Annotated in this window: 15 protein-coding genes; 13 read left to right on the top strand and 2 right to left on the bottom strand. The window is 60.5% G+C overall.

Annotated features, from left to right (window positions below; translation table 11 throughout):
• Positions 1 to 13: 13 nt before the first annotated feature.
• The 8 genes from OK351_RS16645 to OK351_RS16610 all read left to right on the top strand — a co-directional run bounded on the left by OK351_RS16645 (position 14) and on the right by OK351_RS16610 (position 8,929).
• On the top strand, positions 14 to 559 hold the full coding sequence (locus OK351_RS16645; protein WP_265161287.1) for a TetR/AcrR family transcriptional regulator: 546 nt from the start codon (positions 14 to 16) through the stop codon (positions 557 to 559).
• Between the two features lie 135 nt (positions 560 to 694).
• Positions 695 to 1,852: an acylneuraminate cytidylyltransferase gene (locus OK351_RS16640; protein ID WP_265161285.1), complete on the top strand. Its 1,158-nt coding sequence runs from the start codon at positions 695 to 697 to the stop codon at positions 1,850 to 1,852.
• Between the two features lie 31 nt (positions 1,853 to 1,883).
• Positions 1,884 to 2,777, top strand: coding sequence for an N-acetylneuraminate synthase family protein (locus OK351_RS16635; protein ID WP_265161283.1), 894 nt, complete (start codon positions 1,884 to 1,886; stop codon positions 2,775 to 2,777).
• A 104-nt stretch (positions 2,778 to 2,881) separates the two neighbouring features.
• A complete protein-coding gene (locus OK351_RS16630) occupies positions 2,882 to 3,889 on the top strand; it encodes a glycosyltransferase family 2 protein (protein ID WP_265161281.1) in 1,008 nt (335 codons plus the stop codon).
• Complete coding sequence (locus OK351_RS16625) at positions 3,886 to 5,259, top strand: polysialyltransferase family glycosyltransferase (RefSeq protein WP_265161280.1); 1,374 nt, start codon at positions 3,886 to 3,888, stop codon at positions 5,257 to 5,259. Before OK351_RS16630 ends, OK351_RS16625 begins: the two co-directional genes overlap by 4 nt.
• A gap of 2 nt (positions 5,260 to 5,261) precedes the next feature.
• Entirely contained in the window at positions 5,262 to 6,275 is a 1,014-nt protein-coding gene (locus OK351_RS16620) for a hypothetical protein (protein ID WP_265161278.1), read from the top strand.
• A gap of 29 nt (positions 6,276 to 6,304) precedes the next feature.
• Positions 6,305 to 7,489: a DUF6716 putative glycosyltransferase gene (locus OK351_RS16615; RefSeq protein WP_265161276.1), complete on the top strand. Its 1,185-nt coding sequence runs from the start codon at positions 6,305 to 6,307 to the stop codon at positions 7,487 to 7,489.
• 354 nt (positions 7,490 to 7,843) lie between these two features.
• Positions 7,844 to 8,929 carry an inositol-3-phosphate synthase gene (locus tag OK351_RS16610; RefSeq protein WP_265161274.1) on the top strand — a complete coding sequence of 362 codons (1,086 nt, stop codon included), beginning with the start codon at positions 7,844 to 7,846 and terminating at the stop codon, positions 8,927 to 8,929.
• A gap of 209 nt (positions 8,930 to 9,138) precedes the next feature.
• On the opposite strand, the gene OK351_RS16605 is transcribed toward OK351_RS16610, so the two are convergent.
• Together OK351_RS16605 and OK351_RS16600 are read right to left on the bottom strand one after the other, a co-directional pair.
• Positions 9,139 to 9,261 (bottom strand): hypothetical protein, encoded by a 123-nt coding sequence (locus tag OK351_RS16605; protein WP_265161272.1) that lies wholly within the window; start codon positions 9,259 to 9,261, stop codon positions 9,139 to 9,141.
• Between the two features lie 595 nt (positions 9,262 to 9,856).
• Positions 9,857 to 11,311, bottom strand: a complete 1,455-nt coding sequence (locus OK351_RS16600; RefSeq protein ID WP_265161270.1) for a CCA tRNA nucleotidyltransferase — start codon at positions 11,309 to 11,311, stop codon at positions 9,857 to 9,859.
• Positions 11,312 to 11,435: 124 nt separating this feature from the next.
• Between OK351_RS16600 and OK351_RS16595 the strand changes: the two genes are divergently transcribed.
• The 5 genes from OK351_RS16595 (at position 11,436) to OK351_RS16575 (ending at position 17,117) form a co-directional block, all read left to right on the top strand.
• The gene (locus tag OK351_RS16595) at positions 11,436 to 11,975 is read left to right on the top strand and encodes an NUDIX hydrolase (protein ID WP_265161268.1); all 540 of its coding nucleotides are present in this window, start codon (positions 11,436 to 11,438) and stop codon (positions 11,973 to 11,975) included.
• Positions 11,976 to 12,115: 140 nt separating this feature from the next.
• The gene (locus OK351_RS16590) at positions 12,116 to 13,759 is read left to right on the top strand and encodes a hypothetical protein (protein ID WP_265161266.1); all 1,644 of its coding nucleotides are present in this window, start codon (positions 12,116 to 12,118) and stop codon (positions 13,757 to 13,759) included.
• Positions 13,760 to 13,837: 78 nt separating this feature from the next.
• The gene (gene trxB / locus OK351_RS16585; RefSeq protein ID WP_371931482.1) at positions 13,838 to 14,830 is read left to right on the top strand and encodes a thioredoxin-disulfide reductase; all 993 of its coding nucleotides are present in this window, start codon (positions 13,838 to 13,840) and stop codon (positions 14,828 to 14,830) included.
• A 27-nt stretch (positions 14,831 to 14,857) separates the two neighbouring features.
• The gene (gene trxA / locus OK351_RS16580) at positions 14,858 to 15,181 is read left to right on the top strand and encodes a thioredoxin (protein ID WP_265161262.1); all 324 of its coding nucleotides are present in this window, start codon (positions 14,858 to 14,860) and stop codon (positions 15,179 to 15,181) included.
• A 985-nt stretch (positions 15,182 to 16,166) separates the two neighbouring features.
• Complete coding sequence (locus tag OK351_RS16575) at positions 16,167 to 17,117, top strand: IS1595 family transposase (protein ID WP_265161260.1); 951 nt, start codon at positions 16,167 to 16,169, stop codon at positions 17,115 to 17,117.
• Positions 17,118 to 17,858 lie beyond the last annotated feature (741 nt).

The raw sequence follows: 17,858 nt of genomic DNA, 5'->3' as shown, positions 1-17,858 counted from the left end.
TTACAGTTGCAGCATGCGAAGTATGCGGCAACGGGCCATGGATGCGGCCATCGAACTGGTGGGGACCGAGGGGCTGCGTGCCCTCACCCACCGCAGGGTGGACCAACGCGCCGGCCTGCCTGCGGGCTCCACCTCGAACTACGCCCGGACCCGGGCCCGGTTGCTGCAGGCCACCATGGAACGCATCATCGAGCGCGAGGCCCCAGCAACCCGCGAAGCAACCATGCCCGGCACCGCGGATCAGCTGGTCGAAGCCATGGCCCGGTTGATCGATGACACCACCGGCGAGCGCCGGACCCTGACCGCCGCCCGCTTGACCCTGTTCATGGAGGCAGGCCACAACCCGCAACTGCGCGAGGCGGTCACCGGCGGCCGCCACCAGCTCGAGGGCTTCGTCACCCAGGTGTTTTCCCGGCTTGGAGCCACCGACCCGTCCGCGGCAGCCACGGCGCTGATGGCCTGCGCCGAGGGGATCATCCTGCACCGGGTCGTCCGCCACGACACCAGCGATGCGCGTGATGCCCTGCGGGTGGTCATCCATGGGGCCCTGGAGCCCTAACGTCTTCCTGTCCTTGTTCACCCGGGGATGCTAACCAGTCCGTTCAGGTAATCGTCAGGTAATTAAACCTGCACTTCACCGCTCGTTCACTCAATAGGTGCGCGTCGGTCAACTCCGGCTCCTAGCGTCAATGACGTGAGCAATTCCAATCAGCCAAACGTCTTGGCGATCATCCCGGCACGTGGAGGATCCAAGGGAGTAGGGCTCAAGAACCTGCGCAAGGTCGGCGGCATCAGCCTGCTGGCCCGCGCCATCAAGTCTGCGAAATCCGCGACGACAGTAAGCGAAGTCGTGGTCAGCACCGATCATGAACAGATCCGGGCCGAGGCCCTGGCCCATGGGGCCACCGTTGTTGATCGCCCGGCAGAAATCGCCGGAGATACGGCCAGCAGCGAGGCAGTCCTTTTGCATGTCCTGGCCGGACGCGAGTCCACCCCGGATGTCACCCTGTTCATCCAGTGCACTTCGCCGTTCATCAACCCGCAGGACCTGGACGCAGCGGTCACCCGAGTGGCTTCCGGGGCCGCGGATGTCACTTTCGCTGCCGTGGCGGACCACGGTTTCCTGTGGGCAACCGACGAACAGGATGCCGCACTGGCCATCGGCCACGACGCCGCCCATCGCCCCCGCCGCCAGGACCGGGCACCGCAGTTCCGCGAAACCGGTGCCTTCTACGCCATGCGCACCGCCGGCTTGCTTCAGAACCGTCACCGCTTCTTCGGGACCGTGCAGATCCACCAGGTTCCCACCGAACACGGGATCGACATTGATACCGAAGCGGATCTGGCCCTGGCCAACCACGATTTCACCGCCACCGACCAACTCATCGACGTTGATGCGGTAGTCACCGACTTCGACGGGGTCCACACCCCCGACACCGCCTACCTGGACGAGTACGGCAATGAGTCCGTGCGGGTCTCCCGCTCGGACGGGATGGGTGTGGAACGGCTACGCGCAGCGGGAATCAAGTTCCTGATCCTGTCCAAGGAACGCAACAAGGTGGTTTCCGCCCGGGCCGCGAAGCTCAACGTGGAAGTGGCCCAGGGCATCGAGTCCAAGGCCGACTACCTCGGACGCTGGATGGCGGACGAGTCCGTCAACCCCGCCCGGGTGGCCTACCTGGGCAACGACATCAACGATGTCCCGGCCATGGAATTGGTCGGCTGGCCCATCACCGTGGCCGATGCCCGCCCCGAGGCCCACCGGGCCGCACGACACCGACTTACCCGCGCTGGAGGGACCGGCGCGGTGCGTGAACTGGCCGAGCTCGTGCTCGCAGCACGCAACAAGTGAAGACTTTCCATCCCTACGAAAGGCAGCAACCATGACCAGCGTAACCACCGATATCAAGCCAGTAGCCATCGGCGAGAACCTGCTCGGCACCGGCCAGCAGGTCTACGTGATCGGCGAGATCGGCATCAACCACAACGGTGACATCGAGATCGCCAAGCAGCTGATCGACGTTTCGGCCGCCGCTGGCGCCAACGCCGTGAAGTTCCAGAAGCGCACCCCGGAAATCTCCACCCCGATGGACATGCGCGACAAGATCCGCTCCACCCCCTGGGGCGATATGACCTACCTGGACTACCGCTACCGTGTGGAGTTCGGCGAAGAGCAGTACAGGGAACTGATCTCCTACGCCGCCTCCAAGGGGCTGCACGCCTTCGCCTCCCCCTGGGATGTCCCTTCGGTGGAGTTCATGGAAGCCCAGGGTGCCGTCACCCACAAGGTTGCCTCCGCCTCGGTCACCGACCTCGAGCTGCTCAAGGCGCTGGCCGAGACCGGCAAGCCGATCATCCTCTCCACCGGCATGTCCACCATCGAGCAGATCGATAAGGCCGTGGAGACCCTGGGTACCAACAACCTGGTGCTGATGCACGCCACTTCCACCTACCCGCTGCCTCCCGAGGAAGCCAACCTGCGCATGATCGAGACCCTGCGCGACCGCTACCAGGTCCCGGTGGGCTACTCCGGCCACGAACGCGGCCTGCAGATCTCGTTGGCCGCCGTGGCCCTGGGCGCGGTCACCGTGGAACGCCACATCACCCTGGACCGCACCATGTGGGGTTCGGACCAGGCCTCCTCGTTGGAGCCCAAGGGCTTCGAGGCGCTGATCCGCGATATCCGCATCCTGGAGCAGGCCATGGGCGACGGCGTCAAGCGCGTCTTCCCCGGTGAGCTCGCTCCCCTCTCCCGCCTGCGCCGCGTCGACGGCTAGGCTTCCGGCCACCCAGTGACCGGTGTTTTCCGGGGTTCCTGCCAGGAGCCCCGGAAAACCCGCATCCCCGCCGTTTCCAACTACCAACTAGGAATGAATCGTCAGTGACCGAACCCCCCACCGCCACGGAACGAATCGCCGGGCAAATCAGCGTGATCATCCCGGCCTACAACCAGGAGCCCTACATCACCGATGCGCTCGATTCCCTGGCGGCCCAACGGCTGGGACGGTTCACCCTGGAGGTCATCGTCGTTGATGACGCCTCCACGGACCTGACCGCGACCCTGGTTTCCGGTTACACCCACCGGCTGCAGAACCTGAAGCTGGTCGGCCACGGGCAGAACCGCGGGGTTTCGGCGGCACGTAACACCGGGCTGGAGGCAGCGACAGGTCAATACATCGCCTTCCTGGATCCGGATGACTGGTTCTCCCGGGATCACCTGGCCCGGTTGGCCAGCGACCTGGAGGACCTGGACGTCGATTTCGTGCGTTGCGACCATGTCCAGGTCACCGGGGCCACCCGGAATATCCACCGCGCCCCGCAGGCCAGACGGCACACGGTGCTCGAGCCCCGGGCGGATATCCTGCCCGTTGCTGCCAGCTCGATGATCGATTATCCCTTCCCTCCCACCGGCCTGTTCCGCCATGATGTGCTGCCCGCCCCATGGTTCGACGAGTCGCTGGACACCTGCGAGGACCGGTTGTGGACCTGGCAGCTGTTCCTGGCCGCCGGCCGTTACGCCGTGGTGGGCGAACCCGGGTTCTTCTACCGCCGCGGTAACAGCGCCTCGCTGACACAGGTCTTCGACGAACGGCAACTGCACTTCGTGCACGCCTACCTCAAGATCGTGAACCTGGTGTTCACCGACCGGGACGCCGAACAGTTCCTGCCCAAGGCGCTACGGCAGTTCTTCGCCGTGAGCTGCCACCATCTGGATCGGGCCCGGAACTTCCCGCCCGCGATGGCGGCCCGGCTCCGCCGGGAAATCTCCACCGCCATGGCCGCCATGCCGCAACGTCACCTCGCCGAGGCCCTGCGGGATCTGGATGACCGGCGCCGCGGATTGCTGCTGGCCCTGCACAAACCCAGCGTGTTGAAGGTGAACCCATGATCCAGTTACTGGTGGCCTCTTCCAGCTTCCAGCTGATGTGCCTGGCCGCAATGCTCGACACCCGTTCCCTGCCGGATGCCGATCGCCGCGTGCTGGTGCTGGCCAACGGCTCGATCTGTCCCGAACTGACCGTGCCGCTGGACGAAGGTCCCGGCTTCGACTCCGTGGCCGCCCGCTTCGATAACGTCGTGGATCTGGGGGCGCTCACCGCGCCGCGGCGTGCCGGGGCGTGGAATCCCCGCACCGAGGAACTGGTCACCTTTGAACGGCTGCTACGGCAGGCCTGGGATCTCGGTGACGAACCGGTCACCCTGGTAGTCGAATCCATCCAGGTGAATCCGGCCCAGGCACTGGCCCGGATCTTCCATGACGCGCCGATCATCGTGCACTCCGACGGCCTGATGTCCTACGGGCCAACCCGCAATAAGCTGCCACGGATCATCACCCAGCGCATCATCGGCACCTGCCACGTGGATCTGGTGCCCGGTCTTGAACCCGTGCTGCTGCGTGAACTGGCACCGGAACGCCAGGTGGTGCCACTTTCTGCCCTGCAGACGGTGTTCGAGGAACTGGTCCGCGACGATTCGCCGGGCAGCGAACTGCCCGAAGTCCCGGGCAACCACGCCCTGGTCCTGGGCCAATACCTCGGTGCACTGGGCTTGCTCGATGCCGACCAGGAGCTCGAGCTGCACCTGAGAATGCTGCAATGTGCCGCCGATCAGGGGCTCAACCACATCGTCTTCAAACCGCATCCGAGCTCTTCCCCGGCAGCCACCTACCGGCTGGCAACCCTGGCTGCGGAGCGCGGCCTGGGTTTCACCTGGTTACGCAGTCCGCTGCTCGCCGAGACGGTGATCAGCCGGATGAAACCGACATTGGTGGTCTCCTGCTTCTCCACCGCCTTGGCAACCGCGCAGTTCATGCTCCGGGTACCTGTGTGCGCCGTAGGCACCGGGCAGCTGCTAAAGGTACTGGCGCCGTACCAGAATTCGAACCGGATTCCGTTGAGCCTGATCCATGCGCTGTTCGTCGAGGACTACCCGGTCCCCGCCGACGTGCCGGAAGGTTCAACCGATATGCTCGGTGAGCTGGTCAAGGCCATCGCCTTCTGTATGCAGGCCGACCAGCTGCCGATGTTGCGTCCCGCTGCCGAGCGGTTTCTGCAGAGCAGCTACGGGCAGAGCAGCGGCTACTTCAAACGCCGTCGGCTTGCAGCCCTGGACCTGCCACCGCGGTGGGCGCACCCGGCGGGGCACCGCCATCCCGTGGTGCGGCTGCGGCGTGCGGCCGGACGCAAGGTGCGCGGTCTTCGTCGCCGTTCGGCACGTGTCGTCAAACAGGTCGCGCAGAAGCTGGATGTGAAGGCGTGAGCATGACGGATTTCGAATATGTGCCCGAAGCCGAGGTTGCCCGTCCCCGGTTCGGTGCATCCAAGGTCTGGGTCGAGTCCCCGCTGCAGCTGCTCTCGGCGGTGGAGACACATGCGGCCGGTTTGCTGGGCACCGAAACGATGATCGTTCCGCGTAAGAACATGCCGCTGGCGGCGACCACCCGAGCCTTGTTGGCGGCCGCACCTGCCGGGTTGTCCATCAATGATCCGGCTCGACGTCCTCCGACTCCGATACGCACCGATGACCGCTGGGTCACCGGGGATGCCTATTCCGGCCGGGTCCAGCGCACCCTTCTGGGTCCCGTGCAAGCCAAGGAAGTGGTGATCATCGATGACGGCATGGCCACCCTGGCCCTGATTCGCCAACTGATCAGCACCGAGCCCACCCCCATCGTGCGCGGCCGAACCAACAATTCCGCCAGCCGCAAGGCCCTGGGACTGGCCTTGTGGTACCGACTGCGGTTCATGGCCCGTGACCAGAGGCTACTGATCGTTTCCGCCCTGGACGTCGGCCAGGAAACCCGGGAGCGAATGCACGAGGTCGGGATCAAGTTCGCGCGGCACAGGTTCGAATGGCTGGCCGCACAGCCGGTTGAGGAGAAGTTCCCCGAACCGACCCTCGTCATCGGTTCGGCGATGAGCGCCGATGGCCTGATCCACACCGAACCCTACCTTGGCTGGTTGGCCGAGCTGGCCGCCGATGGCCCCTTCGCGTATTTCCCACACCGACGTGAAAATCCCGAAACACTGAAATTGATTGCGACACTGCCCGGTGTCCATATGAAGGAACACACCATCCCAATCGAAATGCGTCTACGGGCTCTGAAACCCGGCCAACAGATCCGTTCCCTGCCATCCACCGTGATCCCGTCGTTGCGGCTGTTGCTTGGCACCGAGCGGAACCGGATCTTCCCCAAGCCGGTGCCCGGTAGCTGGTGGACCGGCACAACGCCTCCCGAGGTACGCGAGCATCTTTCCAGTTCCCTGAAAGTGTAGTGAAATCAGTGGCTCCTAGCATTCTCGCGGTGGCTGATTCGGACTCGTATCTGAAATTGGCCACCAGCCTGCTGCACCGCCTGGGTCCCAGCTGGGATCGCAGGATCATCCTGGTCCGCACACCGACCACCCCGACCCATGAGCAGATCGAGGCGGCCTTCGCGGGGACTGATATGGACGCGCAGGATATCCAGGTCCTCACGCTAAGCCAGCTCAGCGCCACCGCGGTTCCCGAAGACCTGCTCTTCGCCTCGGCCACCGGGCCTGTGGTCGCCGAGATCTATGCCCGGGTGTTGCGTAGCGAACCACGGAACGCACGCCGTACCGCGCTGGTTTCCGCGCTTCCCGGAGTCGCATTCCCGGCAACAGCCAAGGGATGGAACTTCCGGCGTGCCGGTGACGGCTTCATTTGCCATTCCCATGCCGAAGCACGTGACTTCGCGGATCTGGCGGAGTCCTCCCCCGGCCACCACCCGACAATCCTGGTGGGCAAGCTTCCGTTCCTCTGCTCACAAGGGTTTCCCGCCATATGCCAGGATCCCATCAAGCAGGTGGTCTTCGCGCCACAAGCCAAGGTTCCCGTAGGCCGTGAGGAACGAGCGCAGATCCTGCTTGCCCTGGAGTCGGTCGCTCGGCTCAATCCGGGTACGGAAGTGGTGATCAAGCTGCGCGCTCGAGCCGGTGAGCCCCAGACACACCTGGAGAAATACCCGTTCGACAGCCTGATGGAGCAGATGAAGGCGGCTGGTCGTTTCACCAAAAGTACTCACCTGACGTTTGCCACGGGCGCCCTGCGTGACTACCTGCTCCCGGGAAGCGCCTTGGTTACGGTTTCCTCCACCGCTGCGCTGGAAGCAGTTGACCGCGGATTACCAACACTGGTTCTCACCGACTTCGGGGTCAACAACTCCATGATCAACACCGTGTTCGTCGGATCAGGACTGCAGGGAAATCTCCAGGACCTCCAGGACCTGAATTTCACCCCACCGCACCGTACCTGGCTGCGCGAGAACTACTTTCACCGCGGCAATCGTGATCTGGAGGATTCGTTGCGGCTTTTGGCGCACCGGGCCCGCCAGGGAGCGCTCACTACCGACCCGCAGTTGCTGGCCGAAATCAAGAATTTTCCGTTCCGCCAACGAGTCAGGACGTCCCTGCCGGCTCCTTTGCTCCGGTTAGCACGAAAGTTGCGTCGCTATCTCGCTGATGCGTGAAATCGGGCCACACACATTGTCAGTATCTATATCCATTTTGCTAGTTACTTGAATTTTGAGTCGATTTTGTGAGTAATTCGGATAGGAATCACCGTATTTCCCCAAGGGGTCATTAGCGTCTATGGTTTTAAACCTGACATATTTTTGCGTGTAGTACGCCAATCATCGTGCAGGCACATGTAAGTCGACGGGTTTTCCAATGGCCGGTGAAGCGCCCGCGAACCTCGGGTCGGTCAGGTCGGGAATGAAATAGGCCCCCAAGGGACTTAAGATCTATGGGGAGCCTGTTTGCAGATACCTCTTATCTATTGGATCCGCTCCCCAAGCTTTCATCTTTTTTCCAAAGGAGTTCATGTGTCGGCGAACCCGATCAGAGTTGCCATCGTTGGCGTGGGTAACTGTGCCACCTCACTTATCCAAGGTGTCGAGTACTACCGAAATGCCACGGTCGATACGGCCGTGCCGGGACTGATGCACGTCAAGTTTGGCGATTATCACGTCAACGACGTCCAGTTTGTTGCCGCCTACGACGTGGATGCCAAGAAGGTCGGGCTGGACCTGGCCGACGCCATTCTGGCCAGCGAGAATAACACCATCAAGATCGCAGACGTGCCGGCCACCGGTGTGACCGTTCAGCGTGGCCACACCCTGGACGGCCTGGGCAAGTACTACCGCCAGACCATCGAGGAATCCGCCGCCGAAGCAGTGGATATCGTTGCCTCGCTCAAGGAAGCCCAAGTTGATGTCATGGTCTGCTACTTGCCGGTCGGTTCGGAGCAGGCTGCCAAGTTCTACGCCCAGGCTGCCATCGACGCCGGTGTCGCCTTTGTCAACGCGCTACCTGTCTTCATCGCCGGGACTCCCGAGTGGGCCCAGAAGTTCACCGATGCCGGTGTGCCGATCGTGGGCGATGACATCAAGAGCCAGATCGGTGCCACCATCACCCACCGGGTCATGGCCAAGCTGTTCGAAGACCGCGGTGTCGTCCTGGACCGCACCTACCAGCTGAACGTTGGCGGGAATATGGACTTCAAGAACATGCTCGAGCGTGAGCGACTGGAGTCCAAGAAGATCTCCAAGACCCAGGCCGTCACCTCGAATACCTCAGCCGAGCTGGGTGACGACGATGTGCACATCGGTCCCAGTGACTTCGTCGCCTGGCTCGATGACCGCAAGTGGGCGTTTGTGCGCCTCGAGGGCCGCAACTTCGGCGATGCCCCGGTCAGCCTCGAATACAAGCTCGAGGTGTGGGATTCCCCGAACTCTGCCGGTGTCATCATCGACGCGGTGCGGGCTGCGAAGATCGCCCTGGACCGTGGAGTGGGTGGGCCGATCCTCTCTGCCTCGAGCTACTTCATGAAATCTCCACCGGAGCAGTACGATGACGAATCCGCACGCGAGAAGGTCGAAGCCTTCATCCGCGGCGATATCGAGCGCTAGAACCGGCTGCTTAGTCCCGGCGCGGCCCGTTGACCCTTCAGGGTCAACGGGCCGCGCCGTTTTACCAGCGTCCCTCCGGTGACCAATATGTGGGGTACGGCAAAGCCCGCCGGGCTGCTGGCCGGCGGGCCTTGTCTCGATATTCTTTTGCGCTTCCATCAGGTTATCCCTTCGGTCTCGAACTGACGGTAATGGCGTCAGGTCGATCCTCAGCGGATGCGGAAGTACATTTCTGGCGGCACATGGTTTTTCAATTCGCGTTCCCGGCTGGCCTGGTGGAACCGGGTAGCCTTCACGCGATCACTCTGATCGCCACGGTAGCGTTTTTTCATTTTTCTCCCCTCCTCTCCTGAAGGATCGGGAGGGTGGCACCAGTGGGCGAACCGTGGTTCACGCGGCGGGCCTTGAGGCTTTCCGGTCCGGCGAAGATTAGTTCCGCGGTACGGACAGCACGCTGTGGAGTGGTGGTATGAAGTGGGGCAGACATGGAAAAAGTTCCTCGAGGTTGCGGTCGATTACTGACTTTTCCGCCTCAGGAACTTTTTTTGATGAATCAGTGTGAGAAAACTAGATCTTCATCTGTCCGGAGGCAGGGAAATTCCGGCGAGTTCGGGCAAAATTGCCCACAAATCCGCCACCATAGGTCCAATTGATCTGGATCATATTCATGTTTCCCACCTCCTCTAGGTCTGCTCGAGTCGATCGTGTCTTACACACGAGACTGCAACGATTATTGTCTTTTCGATCTCGTCGGTCTCATTGAGACTTCCCAATCACGATATCTAGCATAACCGAGCCTCCGGTTAAATATCTAGTCGCCGGGCATATTATTTCCAACTATTTTTACTTGCCCGAGCTCGGTGTCCATAAACGACCGCACCGCCACAGGTAATGTGGCGGTGCGGTCGTTTGCGTGGCAGGCGATACCTAGGGCAGTTCAGCGGTGTCAGCTACGGCCTCTGGCTGTTCGCTCCACCACCCTCGTAGCCGTTCGGTGGCTTCTTGCTCACCCAGCGGTCCCTCGTCCAAACGCAGGTTGAGCAGGAACTTGTAGGCTCGCCCGACCACCGGCCCCGGCTTGATGTCCAACAATTTCATGATCTGCTCGCCATCCAGGTCCGGACGGATGGAGTTGAGCTCTTCCTGCTGGGTGATTTGTTGGATGCGCTCTTCCAGATCGTCATAGGCGAACGCCAACCGGTCGGCCTTACGCCGGTTGCGGGTCGTGACATCCGAGCGGGTCAGCCGGTGCAGACGCTCTAGCTGGGGTCCGGCGTCATTGACATAACGACGTACCGCGGAGTCGGTCCAGCCGGCCTCACCGTAGCCGTAGAACCGCATGTGCAGTTCGACCAAACGGGCCACTGCCTTGGTGGTCTCCTTGTCGAAACGCAACGCCTGCATACGTTGTTTGACCAGCTTGGAGCCGACCACGTCATGGTGCCGGAAACTCACCGAACCGTTACTCTCGAACCTGCGTGTGGCCGGTTTGCCCACGTCATGCATCAAGGCTGCAAACCGCAGGACGAAGTCGGGGCCGGGAACCGGACCCTGCTCATCGGTTTCGTGGCCTACCGCCTGTTCCAGCACAGTCAATGAATGCTGATAGACGTCCTTGTGCCGATGGTGTTCGTCGATTTCGAGACGGAGGGCAGGGATCTCGGGCAATACCAGGTCAGCCAATCCTGTCTGCACCAGCAGGTCGATCCCGGTGCGTGGGTCCTTGCCGTTGATCAGCTTCACGAGCTCATCACGCACCCGTTCCGCGGAAATGATCTTCAGACGTTGGGCCATGTCGGTCATGGCCTGCCGGACCTCCGGGGAAACCTCCATCGGCAACTGCGAGGTGAACCGGGCGGCGCGCATCATACGCAAGGGGTCATCCGAAAAGGATACCTCCGGGGAGCCAGGTGTACGGATCAACCGGTCGTTAAGTGAGGACACGCCATCGAAAGGATCCACCAGCTCCAGGGAAGGCAAACGCAATGCCATGGCGTTCATGGTGAAGTCACGCCGGAACAGGTCATCCTTGAGGTTGTCCCCGAAGGCAACGATCGGTTTGCGTGAATCCTTGTCATAGGCATCAGCGCGATACGTCGTGACTTCAATGGTGTCTTGGCCCTTACGCAAGGCGATGGTGCCGAACTCGCGGCCGACATCCCAAGTGGCATCCGCCCATCCGGCGATAATGCGCAGCGTATCCTCCGGCAACGCGTTCGTGGTGAAATCCAGGTCCGGGGAAACCCTACCCAAATACAGGTCGCGTACCGGCCCACCAACCAGGGACAGCTCGAATCCGGCCTCAACAAAGAGGTCGGCCATCTCGAAAATGACCGTTGGCAGGATCTGGCGCAATGCGGCATGCGAAGGAAGTTCGTACATAGTTCTTTAAGGGTGCCAGATTTCGCGCGGTTGTGCGCGCCAACCTCCGGATATTCCTTGCGAGAAAACTCTCCAGCCTACGCGGTTAACGAATTGTCAGGCGATTTGTCGATAGAGTGGTTGCATGAACCGACCGATTCCGTCCGCGCCCAAGCGCACGCCATTGACTGCGTCAATGGCGCACGGGCATGCGGTCAGTGGGCACCAGCCGTTGCCCACGGTGGAAGAGGTTTCCTCCGGTGGTATTGTCATCGACTTTGATGATCCCGCCTACCCTGTCGCCATCATTGCCAGATACAACCGCGGCGGACGTCTCGAGTGGTGTCTGCCCAAGGGACATCCCGAAGGCGACGAGACCAACGAAGAAGCCGCGGTACGGGAAATCGAGGAGGAAACCGGGATCGCCGGCCGGATCCTGGCCCCATTGGGTGCGGTCGACTACTGGTTTACCGTCACGAACTACCGTGTGCACAAGACCGTGCACCATTTTCTGTTGCAGGCCACCGGTGGTGAGCTCACCATCGAAAACGACCCTGACCACGAGGCAGTGGACGTCGCGTGGGTGCCGCTGAACGCCCTGGGCAAGCGGCTGTCCTTTCCCAACGAACGCCGTATTGCGGACCTGGCACGTGAAGTCCTCACCAAGTACCATGCAGGTTCCTGACCGCCGATTCCAATGCGCCGGACCCCATGAGCACTAACGTGACTCTGGCCAAATCACCAACACAACTCCAGTGAACACGGGTAACATGTTCAGAGGCAGGGAAGTCTGTCCCACAGCACAACCAACGCTTGGAGATGCACGTGTCGCAGTCCATCGAAGTCGGGTCAATTCTCGGCGGTCGTTACCAGGTCACCGAGTTTGTCATGACCACCGCCGAAGGTGACCTTGTACTCGAAGGGATTGACCAGGTCCTGAACCGCTCGGTCAGCATTCTGGTCGCATCCTCGGACAACTCCTCGCAGCTGGCCAGTAGCGCCCGCGAAATCGCCATGGACGAACGTAGCGCCAACGTCCAGGTCCTGGACTTGGGCATCACCGACAACAGCCAGACCTATTTGGTAGCCAATTTGGCCAATTCCGTGGATCTGCTGGATTTGGTGGTCGAAAGTGATGCTCCGTACGTCGAGCCGTTTTACACTGACACCCTCGGTACCGAGATCTTCGGCGAAGCCCGCCAGGCAGTGCCACAGACCTATGAAGACGATGACGAATACTACGAACATCTTCGTTACGAGGACGAACCAGAGGAGCAAGGCCGCATCGGCACTGCGCTCAGTAGCGGGTTCAGCGGACTGAAGAACCGTTTCGGACGCAAGAGCGAACCGCAACCGGCTAACGAAGCTGGCGAGGACGATAGTTGGGACGGCGACGCGGATCCTCGAACTGCGCCCAATGACACCGCCTCCGACGAATCGGCGCCCGCAACAGCCGCCACACCGGCACCACAGACCTCGAACAAGCCGAAGGTCACCAAACTCGACGACGAGGAGCCCAGTGTCACTGCCACCGCGGCGTTGTCCTCGGCCGAGCTGTCCAAGGGCAAGGACATAAAGAAGAAGGAATCAAAGAAGACTGTAGCTGGCACGGCAACCGCTGCGGCGGCTACTGGCAGCACCCGGAAGACCGAACACGACACCGGACAACCCGAAGCCCAGAGCGCGAATACCGGGTCTGCTGCAGCCGCTGCAGCGGCTGCAGGTAACGGTTCCAAGCCGAAGACCTTCCCCGCTGCTGCCAAGGCGGCACCTGCCGCCACTCAGATTCCGGAGCAACAGGTTGAAGAAGAGGAAACCACCAACAAGGGTGCACGCCTGCTGGTTGGCGCGGTTCTGATCGCCGTTCTGGTGGTCGGAGTCGTCTTTGCCTTCAACTTCCTCGGTGGCGGCAATGAGGCCCCGGTGGCCCAGTCGCCAACGACCAACGCGGAATCCACCCCTCCGGCTGACCCCAGTGAGGATGGCGCGGAGGAACCGCAGACGGAGTTGCCAGCACCAGTGGTGAGCGGAGTGTCCCGCTTGGTACCGGGCAACCAGTCGTTGAACGACGAAACCGATGACACCTTGCCACGAATGATTGACGGCAACCCGGCCAGTGCCTACAACACCTACTCATACACCACCGCCAATTTTGGCGGTTTTGCCTCGAACATGGTTTTCATCCTTGAACTCGAGGAATCCTCGAAGATCAGCGAAGTGACCCTTGACGGCCTGAACGCTTCTGGCGGGACCTACCAGATCCTGATTGGCGACAGCGACGATTTGGGTGAAGCCACCGCAGTGGCCAACGGCTCATTTACCGGTCCGTCACTCTCGGTACCGGTCAGCGAGGAACACTCCACCGGACAACATGTGTTCCTGAACGTCACCGAGTTGCCGCGCCGTGCTTCCGGAGCCAACGCTTCGCGTCCGTTCGGCCTGCAAATCGGCGAATTCTCGGCCAAGTAATACACGCGGAATTTTTTTCCGCCGCACAACGTTGAGGTGCATAGTGAGGTTCATACCCACGATGCACTTCGCATTGACATGAAACGAAAGGGAACCACCCCCGTGGCTTCAGTACAGAATGATGAAATCCGCGATGTCATCATCGTAGGTTCCGGCCCAGCGGGCTACACATCGGCGATCTACACCGCTCGCGCAAACCTCAGCCCACTGGTAATCGCCGGCTCGGTGACTGCAGGTGGCGAGTTGATGAATACCACCGATGTGGAGAATTTCCCCGGGTTCCCCGAAGGCATCATGGGTCCGGACCTGATGGACAACCTGCAAAAGCAGGCAGAACGATTCGGCGCTGAGATCCTCTTTGACGATGTCACCAACGTTGACCTGAGTGGCGACATCAAGAAGGTCACCATCAATGACGGCACCGTCTACAACGCGTACTCAGTCATCATCTCCACCGGTTCGGCCTATCGCGAACTGGGTCTGGCTGACGAGAAACGTCTTTCCGGCAAGGGTGTATCCTGGTGCGCTACTTGTGACGGGTTCTTCTTCCGTGACCAGCAGATTGCTGTTGTCGGCGGCGGCGACTCCGCCATGGAGGAAGCACTGTTCCTGACCAAGTTCGCTTCCAAGGTCTTTGTGGTGCACCGTCGCAGTGAGCTGCGTGCTTCGAAGATCATGGCAGATCGTGCCTTGGCACATGAAAAGATCGAGTTCGTCTGGGATTCGGAAGTCGTAGGCATTGACGGGGATCCCAAGGTGACCGGTCTTCGCGTGAAGAACCGCCACACCAACGATGAAACAACCCTTGATGTCACCGGCGTCTTCGTGGCGATCGGCAACGACCCGCGTACCGATCTGATCAAGGACCAGCTCGAACTGACCCCCGAAGGCACCATTGCCGTTGACGGCCGCTCCTCGCAGACTTCCTTGAAGGGGGTTTTTGCCGCAGGTGATGTCATCGATTCCAAATACCGTCAGGCCATCACAGCAGCCGGCTCCGGCTGTGCTGCTGCAATCGATGTGGAACACTACCTGGCCGATCTGAAAACCCCGGCCCAGGCCGCAAACTAAAGCTCAATTGAAAGGTGGTTGTCTCCTATGAGCAACGCAAAGGATGTCACTGAAGCAACTTTCCAGACCGACGTGCTGGATGCTTCCAAGCCGGTCATCGTTGATTTCTGGGCTGAATGGTGTGGTCCATGCCGTCAGCTGGGTCCGATCCTTGATCAGATCGCCGAAGAGCACGCCGATAAGATCGACGTCGTGAAGGTCAACGTGGACGAGAACCAGGGCATTGCTGCCAAGTACGGGATCACCAGCATTCCTGCGGTCTATGTCTTCAAGAATGGCGAGCATGTCGCGACCTCCATTGGGGCTAAGCCAAAGCCTGTCCTTGAAAAGGAATTTGCCGAGTACCTGTAACTACATACCGGTTTCGCGGGCGATGAACCTTCTTGGTTCATCGCCCGTTTGTTGTCTTCTGACCCTTATAGGACTATGGATTCAACAGGCTTCGAGATTCTGATCCTTCTGTGACAATATTAGTTAGTAAACAAATGGATAACATTGTTTAGTTTATTCCATGCGGCCTCGGCTTTGTTCGCATTCCTGCTCTCGTGAAAATACCAAACCGTTGGCAATTCACAGGCTTACGACTGCGGATAGTCGGTGGCCATCTTGCGATCGATCTGCCGTCCACGGGAGCTCGGGTTTTTCCAATCCCTTCTTCCGTCATCGGCTCCCGGGGCGGGTGGGCCAGAGATTGGCATTCATAACAAATGTCTGTTCATGCTGGTTCCATGCTGCATGGACCGGTCGTCACTTCGACTTTGCACTCGCGTCCGTGTCATGGATGGGAGAACCCGGGGTGAACGGGTGTCAGCGCTGCTACCCTCGGATGAAGATGGCAGCAGTTGGACGGAACCACAAATATGCGGAAATGACCTGTCACCATTGCCCTCCTTGTGGAAGCCGCTTGGTCCGTCTCCGGAAACCTGGCCGACTGCGTTCACGTCTGCTATCACCGATACCACCCGACAGGTCATTGTGCCGGCACGGATAGCGGCAAATGACTTACGCGGTCTTGACTGTAGGGAATGTACTTCCGAACCTTACAGAGCCAGTCACCACTATGAACAGTACCCTGCGCCAGCAATGACAAAGGTGCCCGCTGGACGCGTTATCCATGCTCCAAATTTTCGCAATCAACAATAAGCAACGACAACGCCCGCGACCGACCACCCTTCGACCGTCCCACACCGCTCCGATCATCATGTTTCGCTATCTGGGGCGACCGGACCTTTTCCCCCAGAGGATGGTGCTGCTGATTGTAGTTAAGACCTTGGTCGCCAGCAGTTTGATTGGACCGCTAGTGCGTATCCGGTTAGCTCAGGTGTAGGTTGAACCTATGGCACGTCCGGACTTTCCGCGCTCGATTCTGGAGTTTCAGGCACGGTTCGGTGATGAGCAGTCCTGTTTGGAATACTTGGTTGCCTGCCGGTGGCCGGAAGGCTTTGTTTGCCCGCGTTGCCAGGGACGAAAGGGCTGGCCCCTGGCAACGCGGACCCTTTGGGAATGTGCTGACTGCCACCGTCAAACGTCACTCACCGCCGAGACGGTGCTGCACAAGACCCATCTGCCGCTCCAATACTGGTTCTGGGCGGCCTACCTGATGGCCACGAGCACCCCTGGAATCTCCGCGGTACAGCTACAGCGCCAGCTCGGTCTCAGTCGCTACGAAAGTGCCTGGACGATGCTTCACAAGCTGCGCCGGGCCATGGTCAATCCCGAGCGCTCCATGCTGACAGGGGAAGTCGAAGTTGATGAGTGCGAGGTCGGCGGAGTGGAAAAGGGCCGCAGCAGCGGACGCAGCCGGATAGCCAAAGCAGCCCGCGTCGTTGTCGCTGTTGAGGTCCGCGGCCAAGGCTCCGGGCGCATTCGCATGCAAGTCATCCCGGATGCTTCAGGGCCGACGTTGTACAACTTCGTCCATGAGACCGTGGCACCGGGAGCAGTTGTCCACACGGACGGATGGGGGCCATATGTCCTGCTCGCAAAGAATGGCTACGACCACCGTCCGCGATCTCAAAGGGCAGCCAAGCGCACCGGTGATACAGAACCCGTCATGCCGCGAGTTCACAGGGCCATCAGCAACTTCAAATCCTGGCTGCGCGGCACACACCGCTCCGTCAGCAAAGAACACCTGCAGGTCTATCTTGATGAGTTCGTCTTCCGCTACAACCGCCGGAATTCACCAATGTCTGCCTTCCGGAGCCTGCTCGGGCTTGAGTCGCACCAGGGCCCAACGACTTTCCGGGAAATCGTGGCACAAGGCCCCGGCACCACCCGGCGAACCTGAGCTAACCGGATACGCACTGGACCGCTAATATGGAAGATCATCCACGGAGCTGCAGGTGTACAGTCCGATCCAGGTGCCGTCTATGCTGGCCACCCTCAAAGATGTCATCCATCGCGCAGGCACCCCTGGACGGGAGCGCAAGTGCCGGTATTACGTCCGAGCGGGCGCTGTGCCCACTGCAGCAGAACAACTTGCTATGACCTGAAAGCTTCGATATGTGTTTTCCTGCGAGGATGGCCAAGGATCTGCTGAGTACAACCCCTTGCCTTTTCAGCAATATCGAAATCCCACCGCGAGATCTTCAACCCGTCCAACCGCGTGCCCCTGGAGAGCAGTAAATCATCAAATCACTGCGTGCCGGCCAGTCTGCCGAATGACGCCAATGATCTCCTCTTGTGGCACGCGGACAGAGGCTACTCAATTCCGAACGACCAACAGCACACAATTTCAAACTTCCGTGACGGCCTCTCCCCTACTCGCAGCGGAACAGACGTATTCCTCATGGTTCCCTCGCCGTTAGGGATCTGCGAATAATTGGCTCTTTGGGAGCCAGCGCAATTGCGGTTCAGTGCCACCCTGCGTCAGTATGTTTGGTGGACGTAGAGCTGGTGCGGGAGCGATATTCCAGCTTTGTTTTCCAAGGGGTGACGGAATGTGCCGGCGTTTCCGTCCGTGGCATCGTCGAAAGTTCTGTCGTCGAATCCCTATGGCAGTTCGGGCCTTCCAGCGCTGTGAAGGGTC

Source organism: Glutamicibacter sp. MNS18, from assembly GCF_026107515.2.
Taxonomy (GTDB): Bacteria; Actinomycetota; Actinomycetes; order Actinomycetales; family Micrococcaceae; genus Glutamicibacter.
The sequence above is the reverse complement of the archived record's forward strand: the minus strand, read 5'-3'. Positions and strand labels throughout refer to the sequence as shown.